Raw genomic sequence first — 13,373 nt, 5'->3', positions numbered from 1 at the left:
GCAGGGCGTTTTCGTGTTTCGGGAAAAAACGGAAATGCTCCAAGTCCGCGAGAGGCTTAGCCGATTTTCATCAGGATCGGAAAGGTCTCCTGGAACCAGATCGCCACATTGGTGATAAAACCGGACATGAAAGCGATACCGGTAAGCACCAGAAGCACACCCATCACCTTTTCGACGAGACCGAGATGGCGGCGGAAGCGCGCGAGGAAACGCATGAAGGAACCGGAAAACGCCGCCGCAATCCAGAACGGCACCGCAAGACCGAGCGAATAGACGGCAAGCAGCATCGCGCCATCGCCAACCGTCTCACGCGAGGCGGCAACGCCGAGGATCGCCCCCAGAACCGGACCGATGCAGGGTGTCCAGCCGAAGGCAAAGGCAAGGCCCATGATATAGGCCCCGGAAAGCGTTGCCGGTTTGCCCGCCCCCTGAAACCGCGCCTCGCGCGAAAACAGGCCGATGCGGAAGACGCCGAGAAAATTAAGGCCCATGAGAATAATGATCAAACCACCGATCTTGGCGAGAATATCGAGGTTCTGGCGCAGCAAGGTACCGATCGTCGAGGCGCCTGCCCCGAGCGCCACAAAAACAGTGGCGAAACCGAGGGTGAAGAAAAAAGCCGAAAACATCACGGCCCTGCGAATCTCCGGCCGCGGCGCGGTCTCCTCCGTCCGGAACTGCTCGACGGAAACACCGGCCATATAACAGAGATAGGGTGGCACCAGCGGCAGCACACAGGGCGACAGAAACGAAAGAGCGCCGGCCAGGAGCGCGGTGAACAGGGAAATATCGGCAATCGACAAGAGGAACTCCGCATCCCGCAAAGCCGCCACGATTTTGAAGATTCGCCGGCACTTCACGCTTCATTTTCGCGCATGTCATTGCTGCAAAACGATTTCACCCGTTTGCCCGACACGCCTGAAGCCGGTTTTATCCCCAGCCGCCCCCTCTCTCCAATCACCTTTTTGGGGGTGCGACAAAAAAAACCAGATTGATTGTCGAAAGCGCTTTTTTTGGGTTGACCGAACGGATCGCTCTACATATGTTCCGCGCACTTCCGAAGGGCAAATCAGCCCCGACACGGGAGAGCGTAGCTCAGCCGGTAGAGCAACTGACTTTTAATCAGTAGGTCCAGGGTTCGAATCCCTGCGCTCTCACCAACGGAATCAAGCACTTACCGTTGAAAATCAGCCCAAAATCTGTAAAATAACCCTCACACATGTCTCGCACAGTTTGAGAGGGTGAAATGGCGTCGCATACCGTCTTTGGTGACAAGGTCCGGGTCTACCGCCGGGCCAATAGCACGCTCTGGCAATGCTCCACCTACCTTGAGGGCAAGGAGTGGCGCGTCAGCACAAAAACCGATGTTTTGGCGCTCGCCAAAGAGTTTGCCGAAGACTGGTATCTGGAGCTTCGCGGTAAGAGCCGTATCGGCCAGTTGAAGACCGAGCGCACCTTTGCCGACGCCGCCAAACAGTTCCTTCAGGAATATGTCCCACTCACAAATGGCGAGCGCAATCCGCGCTACGTGAAGGACCACGAGGCGCGAATCAACAACCACCTCCTTCCCTACTTCGGCAAGATGGCGCTTATTGCCGTCACAGCGGGCAAGGTGCAGGAATTCCGCGTCATGCGGCTCCAGCCGCACCCCGAGACCGGCAAGGTGCCCACACGTAGCACCCTCCACCACGAGACCGTCACCTTGCGGCAGGTCATGAAAACCGCCCTGCGCCACGGCTGGATCAGCCACCTCCCCGACTTCTCCGCTCCCTACAAAGCGTCGGGAAAGATCACACACCGCGCATGGTTCTCTCCCGAGGAATACAAGCAACTCTATACCTACACCCGTGAGCGCGCCAAATCCGCTGTTGGGCTCAATTGGCACTACGCCGCCGAGCAATTCCACGACTACATCCTGTTCATGGCCAACACCGGCCTGCGGCCCGATGAAGCCAACCGGCTCGAATATCGTGATGTGACGATTGAGAAGGACGAAGAGAGCGACGAGCGCATTCTCTTGATCGAGGTGCGCGGCAAGCGCGGCTTTGGCTACTGCAAAAGCACCACAGGCGCTGTGCACCCGTTTGAGAGGCTGGTGAAGCGCAACAATCCCAAGCCGACGGATCTCGTGTTCCCGCAGGATCACAAGAAGCAATTCAATCGCGCCATGACCGATTGCGGATTCAAAACCGACCGTGAAGGTAACAAGCGTTCGGCTTACAGCCTCCGCCATACCTATATCTGCCTGCGCCTGCTGGAAGGTGCCGACATCTATCAGATCGCCAAGAACTGCCGGACGAGCGTAGAGATGATTGAGAAGCACTACGCCGTGCATCTCAAGAACACGCTGGATGCCAAGGCCATCAACGTGAAGAAAAAGGTGAAGAAGGTCGTGGCCGCTGAAGCCTAGCCCATCTTGAACATTCGTAGTCGGCATGTATCAATGCGTAACAGCGCACCTACGCATCGCCCAATGTGTACGCATTGAAGCGGAGGCGATGCTCTGCACGGTTTTCTTACCATCCGCGCGGGGCGTCTGGAGAAAACCGGCAGGTGCGTCAGGGGACACCCCTGAACCCCGTCCGTGCCGGAGCAAGGTGAATGGCTATCTATCACCTGAACGTCAAGAACATCAGCCGGGGAGACGGACGCTCCGTTGTCGCGGCCGCTGCTTATCGCGCAGGCGAGGTTCTGCCGAATGACGCCGAAGAGAAGCTGTCGGATTTCGGCGGACGGCGCGATGTGATCGCCTGCGGCATTCGCCTACCAGCCGGTACGCCGGACTGGATGGCCGACCGCACCACTTTATGGAATGCAGTGGAACTGGCCGAAAAGCGGCATGACGCGCGGCTCGCCAAAGAGATCGAGTTCGCCCTGCCCCGCGAACTGTCACGCACCGCGTGGCTGACCGTCGCCCACGCCATGGCCGACGCCTACACGGCGCAGGGCTTTGTTGCCGACTTTGCCATCCACGACGATGGCACCCAGCATAATCCGCACGTCCATATCCTGTTGACCACGCGCGTCATCACGCCAGAGGGGTTTGGTCCGAAAATCCGCAGCGCCGATGGACGGCAGTTTATCAGCGAGGCGCGACTAACCTGGGAGCACATTGCCAACGCAGCCTTGAAGAAGGCAGGCGTTGCCGCCGCCATCGACAGCCGCAGCTATGCGAAACGCAAACTGGACCGAACACCCGGCCAGCATCGTGGACCGGACAAAGAGGAACGGCGTGCCCGCAGGCAACGCCAGCGAGAGAGGGAAAAGATGGTTCCTACACATGATGACCGTGACCTGCCCGTGCCCGATCCTGATGGGAATCCCATTCACCCGCGAGAGCTCGCAGCCGCCGAAGGGCGGATGCTGCACGAGGTTGAACGGGAGGAACCTCCCGCCTTCCAAGAGCCGAACGGCGACCCTGCTGCCGCACGGCAGGCGATTGAGCGGCAGAACAGCCGCGAGATGAGTGACGGTGAAGCCGCCGCTTACCGGCTGGCACCGGAGGATATGCTGGACTGGTTGAGCGAGCCCCTTCCCGCCCAGGATGCGGCGGTTCTGGATCACTGGGAAAACCATCTGGATTGGATGGAGGTTGAAGAGCATTCAATGCCAGCTCCCGCTCAGGACCATCTCGATCTCGAACGCAAGCGTTAGAAGCAGCGTTACGCAACTTTGCATTGAAATCCGCTCCGTATCCAGCATACACTTTGCTATTATAATTCAGTGAAAGACGTACGATGGAAGTTAAGCGCGAGCACTTTGTTCAAGCGGCATTCGAGATAGGCAAAAGTGGTGACAATGACACTCTCCCTTACGATATCGATTCCTCCTTCGTTCGCGACAAAGCCGAGGACCTCGCTCAACTATGCTTCGACTTATTCACTGTCCTAGATAATCAATCGTTCAAAGACGCGAAGAATTTCATCAACGAACTAACCATAGGGTCCGAACGGCTCCTAGTGCCGTCTGGTTCTCACGGGTTTCGCATCACAACAAAGCTGCATCCGTTCTGGAACCTGTATTTAAATGGAATCGGATTGGCGATAGCCGAAGCTAACGAGCCTCGGCGTAGTTCTAGAGTACATTCTTATCGGCTGGATGCCTCGAAATCTTCCTATTTCGACCCATCACACTCCTGGAGAGCCTACAGAGAAGCGACTCTACTGGAACCTGCGCTACTGCGAGACGGTGCGATTGTCATTCAAACCGACATTTCCAGCTTCTATGAACACGTCTATCATCACCGCCTTGAAAACCTGATTAAGGATCTGAGCAGGTCAAATTCGACGGTAGCAGCTCAAGTAGACAGAATACTCAACCAGTTAACTGCCGGACGATCTTTCGGACTACCAGTTGGAGGACAAGGCGCAAGAGTTCTGGCCGAAGTTATGATGACGCCTATCGATCAGATTCTCACGGAAAAACGTATCGTTTGGCACCGCTACGTTGATGACTTTACGTTGGTATGCGCTTCGCAACAGGATGCTTATGCCGCTCTTTCCGTGCTCTCTCACGCCCTAGCTGACTACGGCTTGACGCTGAACCGCAGTAAAACCACGTTTCTCAGCGCACCGCATTACATTGACTACGTCCGTGCTCAGCTTGGAGAAGGTGAAGAAGCTAGCACCACCCTCCGTGAGCTTGACCTCCATTTTGATCCTTACTCCGATACAGCGCAAACAGAGTACGAAACGCTCAAGGATTCGTTCGCCAACATCGACATTCAGTTTCTGCTCGACCTTGAGAAAGAAAAGTCACAGCCCGACAGCTTCGTTCTTGCCCAGATCGGACGCGCGTTAAAATTTCAGGAGCCACAGGTCGCCGCCCAACTCTGCGCAACACTTTTGGACGCCCGAAACCTCAACTCCTTCCGCGCATCATGGTCAAAAATCATGCGAGGCGTGTTTTCCGTTCGGGCCAATAGTGAGTTTGCGGCGGTATTTGATCAGATTGACACATTGCTTGATACCGTCCCGGTCCTCGTCCCGCACCTTCTCATTCCCGAAGCCAACCTTCTGCATTACCTACGCGCTATCAGGTTCAAGAAAACCGAGCTACGGGCGACGTTTGTCCGACAAGTATTTGATGCGCAAAAGTCCCAATCGGTGAAACGGGCCTGCATCGAATGCTGGGGATATTGGGAAGACCGCGCCAATTTCATGACGCTGCGCAACGACTGGCAGAATTTGGGAGCGGAGGAACAACGAGCTTTTTGGCTGATATCCAAGAAGTTTGGTGACGAAGGCGAATTTTCACGAAAGCAATTAAGACGATCACTTGATCAGGCTTGGCGGCTCGGTTTTGAGACAGGCACCGTTCCATCGTTCACCTCGTGCTATCTTGAATGGGTGCAAAATGCCCAGTAGCCGTTTACCGCTTCGTGATCCGCGGACGGTCGCGCGGGACATTCCCGGTGTATTAGACATATTGTTCCCACGCTTAAGTGGAGGGTTGGTCCAATCACTGAATAAAGGGCTGCGACGAATCAATGGAATTTCCCCGGTCCCCGAAGCTATGATCGAGCAGAGCCAGCTTCAGAAAGCTATGCTGTTTGAAGTAGCTTCGGCACGCGCGGAATTGATGCTGCGAGGCGATGCAGCACCTTCATGGGAGGACTGCCTTGCGCTCGCTGTCACAAGGCAACGACGGCATTTTGATGCCAAAATTCCTACAAGTTTGTCTCAAGTTGATATGGCCGTGGCAGAACGAGCATCCGCGAACCTCGTCACCATGTTACATGAACTTGAGGCTCGTGTTTCTGGTTCAAGCGTTGAGATCGCGCCCCGGATTCCGGGATTAGGCTGGATAGCTCCAGGTAACGGCGATTTCGCGCTGGGAGCTCATCTAATTGAGGTAAAACATACCAATCGCAACTTTGTCGCGGGGGATTTTCGACAGGTCCTTATGTATTGGTTACTGAAGTACGCGGCCTCAGTCGAAACCGGTACGTCCATATGGTCGGAAGTGATTCTCCTCAATCCCCGGCGCAACTGCTGGCTTCAAGTGAACTTCGATTATCTTCTGAAAGCCGCCTCCGCAAATCTAAATAGAGTGGAGCTCTCCGAATTACTGCGCTCGATCGTAAACCAAGATTCGGATCGAAGATAAGAAAATACTAGGACTTTCCGCGGTTCGAAACGATGAGCTCAACCCTGAGAGCTTATTCTAGCTGTTCAAAACCATCTTCGACAGGAATTACTTTCGACATAATATATTTTGCAGCTGACTCAATCTCTGGAAATAAAGTACTCGAATTGATGTTAATCCCATCCAATTCGGACAGAATATGTTTCTTTGAAGCTGCTGGTATCTTTATCTTTCGAATATCAATCGCAAAATCATTGTCTTCGTGTAAAATTGTCTTGAGCCCAAATATCAAGAACGCGCCCTGCTGCGCTAATATTCTTCGATTTGTTTGCTTAGGTTTTACGACAATTATGTCTTTAAGATCATCAATCTGAATTCGTGGACGAAAATATGGCTTCTCAGCTTGAATAAAATGCAGAAGACGTTCGCCTACGTCACTACCGACAATTTCTTCTGATCCCGACATTCGACGAATTTCATCTCGTTGTTTTCCAGATAAGTTTGCAAGATTTGCAACACAACTCACAGTGTCACTATCAAAGTACTTTATTTCCGTCTGGTGAGCAGAGAGTCTAATTAGGTCGCCATCCTGATTTTGGTGATGCACACATGTGAAATAAAGTGCAACTAACGGGTTATAGGTTACATCCAGCAACCTTGTCGGAAGCGAAAAGTGCTGCATCCGCACAAGTTGTTCGAACATTGTTCTATCATCCCGAAATTCATTAGGCTGGATAGAAATAAGCTCGCGTACGATATTCTTTTCGTCACGACGGTACTCTTTCTTCCTAAAAAGCGAAGGTTGAAGGAAGTAGGATTGGAGTGCGTGACCACGAAAAAGATTTACTCTCGACTTCTTAGGCTTATCGCTTGCCAGATATGCAAAAAATTCCTGGAGGTTTGAGACCTCAGTAATATTTTTGATTTTCTTCTTAATGATTACGGACATGTCGTTAGCTTCTTAGATTGGATTGCAACTCTTAGAAATTGGCACGTTTCTAATCCTTTGCGTAAGCGATATTTTCGACTTTAATAAAATTTGGGGCGTTAACCTGAACAATAACATTTTGAATTACCGGGAGCTTCTTTAAATATCTCTCAGCCTCCAGCGCTATTCGCCGCTCTTCCAGCGTTGGATGCGTTGCAAAGAGTGATCCTGCCGAAACGCCCCGAACCATCAGGCGAGCATGTTTGCGCTCGAAATCACTCAGCTCCGGACCGTTATGAAGCTTGTCCAGCGCCGCAATCATGTCGTCCTTGCTGGTAAGCGCCGCGCCGACTGCATCGGCCCAGTATTCGCGGTTGCGGGACAGACGCAGGACAAACAGTTCCGATACCCATGTCAGAAGCCAACGGCCCCAGCGTTGAAGGGTATCTGAAAACCCGAGATACCATACCAAAGAGTTCTGAAACGAGCGGGTCAGCCCCAAGCGGCGCATGTCGTTATTCGCAACATGGCCAAGCTCGTGGCCGATAATGGCGTCCACCTCCGCCTCGGTCAGGTGATCGAGCAGCGGCTGGCCGATGACCACCATTGCGCTGTCGGCGCTGGAGCCGATAGCGTACGCATTATTATGGGGCATGACACCGACCCATGGCCGGGTGCGCAGTCCGAGTCTTGCCGCAAGTGCGTGGACGCGTTGCGCGAGAGGATCGCTCTCTTTCAGGAGGGTGATGCCGTGGTCCCGGAGGGCGTTTTCACGCTGACGGCCCAGACCAACGAGCCCCCAGACCGTGCCCCAGAGCGGCACGGCAAGAAAACCGCCAAAGGCGCTGCCAGCAGCTACGCCGAAGCCGATCCCCACCGGCGCGGATATCAGACTCCCCCACGCCAGACCGGCCCAGCTGCCGGCGACGAGGCCCAGCCAGGTCGGGAGTGTACTGTTATGAAGTGCTTTCACCTGTGTCATGGCTGTGTCCCCCTGCCATCATGCCGACCCTTTGCCTGCAATTCTCGCTTTTCTCGTGAACGACGAGCTGCGTCTTGAACGGGCGGGTGCCCGCGATGTCCGTTATACCGTAACGCCAGCCGTCGCCCTGCCAGCCGCCGAGCAATTCCTGAACCTCGTCCGGCATGAGCAGCGGGCGGCCGAGAAACTGGATGGTTTCCGTCATGGAGAAGCCGGTATTGGTCGAGGAACCGCCGTCCCAGCCGGTAACGTGCGACGACACATGCGCGCTGGAACTGACGTTGCGGATGGCGTGAGTCTTGTGACCGAGATAGCCACCGATCATTCGCGCCGTGTCGTCGTCGTTGATGCCAAAGAACTGCTTGACCGCACAGTTGAGGAACGGTCGCCAGCTATTGCCGGGGTAATGCTCCTCTATGGAGTGAATGTCCTGAAGGAAAAACCAAAGCCGGATGCCCGCACCTGCATGGGTGCGGATCGCATCGCGATATTCGGGAAACGGGCCGATGTTCAAAAACTCGTCCAGCACGAACAGCACCGGAATTTCGGGTATGTTGCGATTTGCCAGCATGGCGTCCAGTGCAGTCTTGAGGACTACGCGCAGCCAGCCCGAAAATGTCTTCATCATATCGAACGGCATTTCGATATAGACTGTGGCTGTCTGGTCTTTCAGGCTTTCAAAGCTGAAATCGCAGCCGCTGACGCTGCGCTGGATATCCGCGTCTTTCCATTCGTAAAGCTTACTTGTGAGGGTTTCCTGCAAGACCTTGAGGCTGCGGTGCGGGTCTTTTTCAAGAACGGCACGGGCGGCATCCGCCGATGGCGGGAAGGTCTCCATCTGTCGGGCAACGCCGAGCAATCTGGCACCCTTGAGCATGGCCATCTGGCACACCGTGGCCAATGTCCGACGATGGGGTGGAGCCTTATAGCGGACGTACATGATTACAGCCGTCATGAATCCCACCGCATCGTCGGCAAAGAAGGACGCTGATTTTGGATCGCGGGGAAACATCTGTTGTGCAATGGCACGCGCATCAGCTTCGCGCCGGACGCGGCTTACGGGATCGAAGCGGTGAATTGGCTTGCCGGAACCTTCGTCCAGCGGTGCTATGCGGTAGACTGGGCCGAGCGTACTGCGCCACTGCGAGGTTGTCTCAAATAGCTCGCCTTTCGGGTCAATCACAATACAACTGCCCTGATAGCGCAGAAGATTGGGAATGATAGTCGTCAGCCCTTTGCCGGTACGCGTTGGCGCAATCGTCAGCAGATGGCCGTCTCCGTCCCAGTGGACATACCCGGCGGGTTTGGTCTGGCCTTCATCGTTAAAACTACCGAGCAGGAGGGAGCGGGGATCGTTAAAGGCATCTTTGGCGCGCAAGTAGCGTTTAAGGTCTGTCGAGGTGGGCCAGCGGGCAGAACCATAAAGTGGCGGAGGGTTGGCAAGCTGGCGCTCTCGCTCCTGACGGGCTTCAAGGTCACGTTTGGCCCGCTCGATGATGGGTTGTGGGTTGCGTCCGTCACGAATGGCGGCTTCCACCGCGTCGGCAACTTCGGGACCGTAGAGTTCTTCGACCTGCTGCCTTGCCGAGCGGGCTTTGAGGTTGCGGCTCGCATTGAAGCCGAACTTGGTTAGCTTCCACGCCCATGAAGAATCGCGTGACCAATTGCCGAATGGATCGAATTTGCTCATGTGACTGCCCCCAGCCGATGCAAGGCAGAGTAGCAACAGTTCGAAAAATATCAACTAGATATGGAGGTGTACAACATAAAAACCGTGCTCTTCGAACTTTACGATAGTGAGATCGTTCCCTTTAAAACGCAACCTGCTGCGCACTTTAAACACCTAACGTTGCGCCTAAACGATTTGACAACCAATCAAGAGGATGATGTCTTTCGACAAACAGCGTTCGCTGATTCCATGTAAATCAGGGATTTCTACTTGCGCAATTCATCTATAGAGAACATTATAAGAACACACCACAGTGCATCAGCAAATGTTTTCAACGTGCTCCGGCATGATCCCATGCTCTTACCTAATGGGGAAAGCACATGAATGAACAGGATTCGGATACTCTTGTAAGCAAAGATAGGACTTATCGAGAAAGTAGCACGCTCTACAGGTTGCTTGAAGGTTTAGCTCGGGGACAAAACGTGATCCCAAAACAGCAACAGCAATGTATTATTCTCGACATCGACAAAGATCCAACAAAAGTGGACGCGACTTTTTTTGACAACCGGATCAATGCCTTCAAGACATTTATAGATGATTTCTATTGGATAGATACAGAAGTAGTCGGCGTCTCAAACAGCTGTATCAGGGTTTATCTAAGACCAATCGCATACGATGAACAAATACGGCAACGTGTATTATCTTGGATGAATGTTCCAGTATTTCAAAGTAAAATGGAACGTTGCGAAATAACGCGCGCTTTCTTCTACGGGAAAACGCTAGTTCTTCAATAAGCATTTATAACGGATCAAAAACACTGGAGGGCGCATGCTCTCCTTTTTTTGGGGGAAATTGGTAAGTGTCTTCGAAGTATAAGGTGAACGCTCGGAACATCAATAGCGTAACAGATCTCGATTTCTCCTATGATGTTTTGGTCATAATTCCAACGGCGAACGAATTCAGAGGCATTTTTGATGAAATGCGCAACGCATTGGCCGCCCAAGACTTCGAAGAACTCAAAAGCAGAGAGAGGGGCCCTGTCGGAACAAAACTCTTTGCCAAACAGATAGGTCAAGGACTGATATTCCGAATTGCGGTATACTGCGAAAATCTCAAAGGGAACATGCTTTCCGCAGCGCACACTGCTTATCTTTGCCAACGACTTTCACCAAAACTGGTAATTAGCGCTGGAATCGCTGGATCCCTTGATCCGAGAAAAGCTTGGATTGGCGATATCGTTCTGCCAAATCTTGTAGAGAATTCTACGTTTGACAAAATTTATCAGGATTTTGAAGGCGTACCCAAAAATTCGCCATCCGTCACCGCCAGCAATTCTGGAGTGACGTTTGAAAGTCCTATACGTTTATCTGCCAGGCGTGAACAATCTTGGGCTGGAGTAACGACGATTGTCGGAGGCTTGAAGCTATCCGCCCTTAACTCATCCATCGCTTATGCCTCGCACGATTCAAACTCAGATAAACGTAAGAGTCAGTTCAATGAACTCGCGCAGGCAATCGAGCAAAGATTCAATATTTCCGCAAAGCCTCCTGAGCATCCTCGCATAATCGAGAACTCGATTAGCTTTTCCTGGGACAAGGTATTAGATAGTAGAGATACTTATGAATACCTGCTTACCTCAGGTCGAATATCAGAAGAAGCTGTCTGTGTGGAAATGGAGTCTTGGGGCTTTTTGGCTGCCACAGAGCTTTTCCGTAGAGGCGAAGAGTTTGACGTGCTAATTGTCAGAGGCATTTCCGACATAGTTGGATGCAAAGGAATAACTGACAATAAGAGCCACAATCTTGAAGGCGACTGCAGGCAGTTGGCTATGTCCAATGTGGGTAGGATCGTTTGCCATATAGTCGCCGATCGTTGCCCCTGAGCTACCAGAAAATCACCAACTCAGGATGCTCCGTCACAATCGACGGCCTGAACGCGTCCTGTTCGAGGAAACGCGGCCGCCACGTGTAGGTGAATTGTTCTTGATCCAGCCAAGCTTCGAGCGCGCGGGCAGCGGCTGTTCCGGATAGATCGAATGGAACCTCCTGGACAATCCGATACTGCCGATGCCCTTCGAACGCCACGGCGTCGATAGCCGTGGCGATGGTGGCGGGGTTGAACAGTTTTTTGGCGTAGTTCGCGCGGCGGCTGATGGCCATCAGGTAGTTACCTTCAGAGCGCTTCATTGGAAGGCACTCCCCAAATAGATATCCGTGATCTTGAGGCGGCCGTGGCCGAGTTCAGCGGAGATTTGTCGGCGCGCGGCGCGGTCTGTCTCACGTTCGGTTTGCGTCATAGTCGCCCAGTCTTCGCCGCCTGCCAGCGGGCAGAGCTGGCCGGTCAAGACTTTATAGCGGTTTTGGGCGTAGGCATGCCGGTAGCCGTGCGTGTTCCGCAGGTTCACCTTCAGGGTCTGATATTCGAACCGCTTGAGGTGTTCGACATAGCTGAGTTGGGCGGGGATCAGAGAGCCGCGACCCGGCACGAGTTTTATAACGTGCTGGAGGACGTGCCGCTGTTCCAGCGTGGTGATCGGCACCGTGCGCGCCCTGCCGCCTTTGGTCCAGCTTGCTTGCAAGGTAATGTGGTCGCCACGTATTGCGGCCTGTGGCTGGAATTTCATCGCCTCCTCGCGGCGCAGGCCGAAGGCCACTTGCAGCATGAGCGACGCTTGGATGTACGGGCATTCAATCGCCTTGAACTTGGCGGGGTCGAGGGTCTGGGCGCGGTTGCGAGTGATCTCGCCGCGTTCGGCCACGCCATAGGCGGCGTTGTCGCGATTGACCACGTTAGCCTTGTTGACCTTTTCGGCCCACCAGCGCAGCCAGGTCAGCCGGTTGCGGATGCTGGCGTCGGTGGTGTCGGCATCGAGCCACTTTTCCACCAGTGCTTCGATATGTTTGGGTTTCAGGGATGCGGCGGACGGCAGTTTGTAGCCGAGGTCGCTGAGGTCGTTGGCCATTGCGGTCAGGCCGCGTTTACGGTTGGTCTGGGTACCGTAAGAGCCATCCTTGTTGCGTTGCGTCAGACGCACGAGATCCATGGTCAGATTGTCCATCATAGTCTCCTTCCTTGAGAGGTCGGTGAGTGTTGATGGCTGATGGCCTGTCCTTGGATCAGGTCACCCCGCGAAGGTCATTCGCGGCGAGCGCCGGAATGCGTCAGTCAGTAGTCCTTTCGTGGTAAAAGCCTCCCGAGCCAGCCGGGTGGCTGGCCTGTGTGGTGTGCCCTGTTGGGCACCGGCACGGGTCCGGGTGAGGAACAGGTGTCGGGAACGAATACCGCTGCGGCGGCGCGCGAATATATGAAGCAGGCATGGAAGCCCTCCTTTGGCTGGGAAAACGGTGAGGTAGATGGATCAACGTTAGGCGTGATCTGGCGGGATAATGAACGCCGCCGGTTCATAATTTCCAGCGGCGTGCGCTGAAAATGATCAGCGAAGCGGAGCGCTAAGCGCGCCATCATTGCGGTGTCATCTGGAATCCTTTGCGGGCAAGTGGCTACGGCTCTGGGTTTGGTGGCGATCCGTCACTCCCTAATAAATAAGGGAGTGACGGACCGCCGTCGCCCGCACGGTCGGATGTTACACATCCGACCTTTCCCACTTTCTCGCTCCGCGCGGCGGGATCGTGCCCTGAGAAAGGTCAGCAGACGATGGCACCCTGCCCTGTCTCCGCCAACCCGCAAGCCGTGTGCCGCCGCGAGCG

General features: G+C 54.0%; 12 protein-coding genes and 1 tRNA gene. 7 read left to right on the top strand and 6 right to left on the bottom strand.

Going from position 1 to position 13,373, the window contains the following annotated elements:
• Positions 1-56: 56 nt before the first annotated feature.
• Entirely contained in the window at positions 57-803 is a 747-nt protein-coding gene (locus tag M0412_RS03935; protein WP_269699754.1) for a cytochrome c biogenesis CcdA family protein, read from the bottom strand.
• A gap of 281 nt (positions 804-1,084) precedes the next feature.
• Between M0412_RS03935 and M0412_RS03930 the strand changes: the two genes are divergently transcribed.
• The 5 genes from M0412_RS03930 to M0412_RS03910 all read left to right on the top strand — a co-directional run bounded on the left by M0412_RS03930 (position 1,085) and on the right by M0412_RS03910 (position 6,108).
• Positions 1,085-1,160 (top strand) — tRNA-Lys (locus tag M0412_RS03930).
• Between the two features lie 86 nt (positions 1,161-1,246).
• Positions 1,247-2,410: a site-specific integrase gene (locus tag M0412_RS03925; protein WP_269699755.1), complete on the top strand. Its 1,164-nt coding sequence runs from the start codon at positions 1,247-1,249 to the stop codon at positions 2,408-2,410.
• A 191-nt stretch (positions 2,411-2,601) separates the two neighbouring features.
• Entirely contained in the window at positions 2,602-3,654 is a 1,053-nt protein-coding gene (gene mobQ, locus M0412_RS03920; protein ID WP_269699756.1) for a MobQ family relaxase, read from the top strand.
• 83 nt (positions 3,655-3,737) lie between these two features.
• On the top strand, positions 3,738-5,366 hold the full coding sequence (locus tag M0412_RS03915; protein WP_269699757.1) for an RNA-directed DNA polymerase: 1,629 nt from the start codon (positions 3,738-3,740) through the stop codon (positions 5,364-5,366).
• A gap of 148 nt (positions 5,367-5,514) precedes the next feature.
• Positions 5,515-6,108: a hypothetical protein gene (locus tag M0412_RS03910; RefSeq protein ID WP_269699758.1), complete on the top strand. Its 594-nt coding sequence runs from the start codon at positions 5,515-5,517 to the stop codon at positions 6,106-6,108.
• 52 nt (positions 6,109-6,160) lie between these two features.
• On the opposite strand, the gene M0412_RS03905 is transcribed toward M0412_RS03910, so the two are convergent.
• Genes M0412_RS03905 through M0412_RS03895 form a run of 3 tightly spaced genes read right to left on the bottom strand, consistent with a single transcriptional unit; the run spans position 6,161 to position 9,687 of the window.
• The gene (locus M0412_RS03905) at positions 6,161-7,036 is read right to left on the bottom strand and encodes an FRG domain-containing protein (RefSeq protein ID WP_269699759.1); all 876 of its coding nucleotides are present in this window, start codon (positions 7,034-7,036) and stop codon (positions 6,161-6,163) included.
• A gap of 49 nt (positions 7,037-7,085) precedes the next feature.
• A complete protein-coding gene (locus M0412_RS03900) occupies positions 7,086-7,997 on the bottom strand; it encodes a M48 family metalloprotease (RefSeq protein ID WP_269699760.1) in 912 nt (303 codons plus the stop codon).
• A complete protein-coding gene (locus tag M0412_RS03895; RefSeq protein ID WP_269699761.1) occupies positions 7,972-9,687 on the bottom strand; it encodes a type IV secretory system conjugative DNA transfer family protein in 1,716 nt (571 codons plus the stop codon). The genes M0412_RS03900 and M0412_RS03895 overlap by 26 nt, the downstream gene beginning before the upstream one ends.
• Positions 9,688-10,046: 359 nt before the next feature.
• Between M0412_RS03895 and M0412_RS03890 the strand changes: the two genes are divergently transcribed.
• Together M0412_RS03890 and M0412_RS03885 are read left to right on the top strand one after the other, a co-directional pair.
• Positions 10,047-10,460 (top strand): hypothetical protein, encoded by a 414-nt coding sequence (locus M0412_RS03890; RefSeq protein WP_269699762.1) that lies wholly within the window; start codon positions 10,047-10,049, stop codon positions 10,458-10,460.
• A 65-nt stretch (positions 10,461-10,525) separates the two neighbouring features.
• Positions 10,526-11,548 carry a hypothetical protein gene (locus M0412_RS03885; protein WP_269699763.1) on the top strand — a complete coding sequence of 341 codons (1,023 nt, stop codon included), beginning with the start codon at positions 10,526-10,528 and terminating at the stop codon, positions 11,546-11,548.
• 1 nt (position 11,549) lies between these two features.
• Here M0412_RS03885 and M0412_RS03880 read toward each other — a convergent pair whose 3' ends face one another.
• Both M0412_RS03880 and M0412_RS03875 read right to left on the bottom strand, forming a co-directional pair.
• Positions 11,550-11,852 carry a hypothetical protein gene (locus tag M0412_RS03880; RefSeq protein WP_269699764.1) on the bottom strand — a complete coding sequence of 101 codons (303 nt, stop codon included), beginning with the start codon at positions 11,850-11,852 and terminating at the stop codon, positions 11,550-11,552.
• Positions 11,849-12,724 carry a phage integrase N-terminal domain-containing protein gene (locus M0412_RS03875; RefSeq protein WP_269699765.1) on the bottom strand — a complete coding sequence of 292 codons (876 nt, stop codon included), beginning with the start codon at positions 12,722-12,724 and terminating at the stop codon, positions 11,849-11,851. The genes M0412_RS03880 and M0412_RS03875 overlap by 4 nt, the downstream gene beginning before the upstream one ends.
• Between the last annotated feature and the right edge of the window lie 649 nt (positions 12,725-13,373).

It is taken from the genome of Agrobacterium sp. O3.4 (assembly GCF_041414895.1).
GTDB lineage: Bacteria > Pseudomonadota > Alphaproteobacteria > Rhizobiales > Rhizobiaceae > Agrobacterium > Agrobacterium cucumeris.
This window is presented reverse-complemented; position numbering and strand designations above follow the sequence as displayed.

What these genes read in the sequence shown, in the direction of transcription:
- mobQ (WP_269699756.1), top strand. Translation starts at nt 2,602, where the DNA reads ATGGCTATCTATCACCTGAACGTCAAGAACATCAGCCGGGGAGACGGA.
- M0412_RS03875 (WP_269699765.1), bottom strand. Translation starts at nt 12,724, where the DNA reads ATGGACAATCTGACCATGGATCTCGTGCGTCTGACGCAACGCAACAAG.
- M0412_RS03895 (WP_269699761.1), bottom strand. Translation starts at nt 9,687, where the DNA reads ATGAGCAAATTCGATCCATTCGGCAATTGGTCACGCGATTCTTCATGG.
- M0412_RS03925 (WP_269699755.1), top strand. Translation starts at nt 1,247, where the DNA reads ATGGCGTCGCATACCGTCTTTGGTGACAAGGTCCGGGTCTACCGCCGG.
- M0412_RS03910 (WP_269699758.1), top strand. Translation starts at nt 5,515, where the DNA reads ATGATCGAGCAGAGCCAGCTTCAGAAAGCTATGCTGTTTGAAGTAGCT.
- M0412_RS03905 (WP_269699759.1), bottom strand. Translation starts at nt 7,036, where the DNA reads ATGTCCGTAATCATTAAGAAGAAAATCAAAAATATTACTGAGGTCTCA.
- M0412_RS03900 (WP_269699760.1), bottom strand. Translation starts at nt 7,997, where the DNA reads ATGACACAGGTGAAAGCACTTCATAACAGTACACTCCCGACCTGGCTG.
- M0412_RS03915 (WP_269699757.1), top strand. Translation starts at nt 3,738, where the DNA reads ATGGAAGTTAAGCGCGAGCACTTTGTTCAAGCGGCATTCGAGATAGGC.
- M0412_RS03890 (WP_269699762.1), top strand. Translation starts at nt 10,047, where the DNA reads ATGAATGAACAGGATTCGGATACTCTTGTAAGCAAAGATAGGACTTAT.
- M0412_RS03880 (WP_269699764.1), bottom strand. Translation starts at nt 11,852, where the DNA reads ATGAAGCGCTCTGAAGGTAACTACCTGATGGCCATCAGCCGCCGCGCG.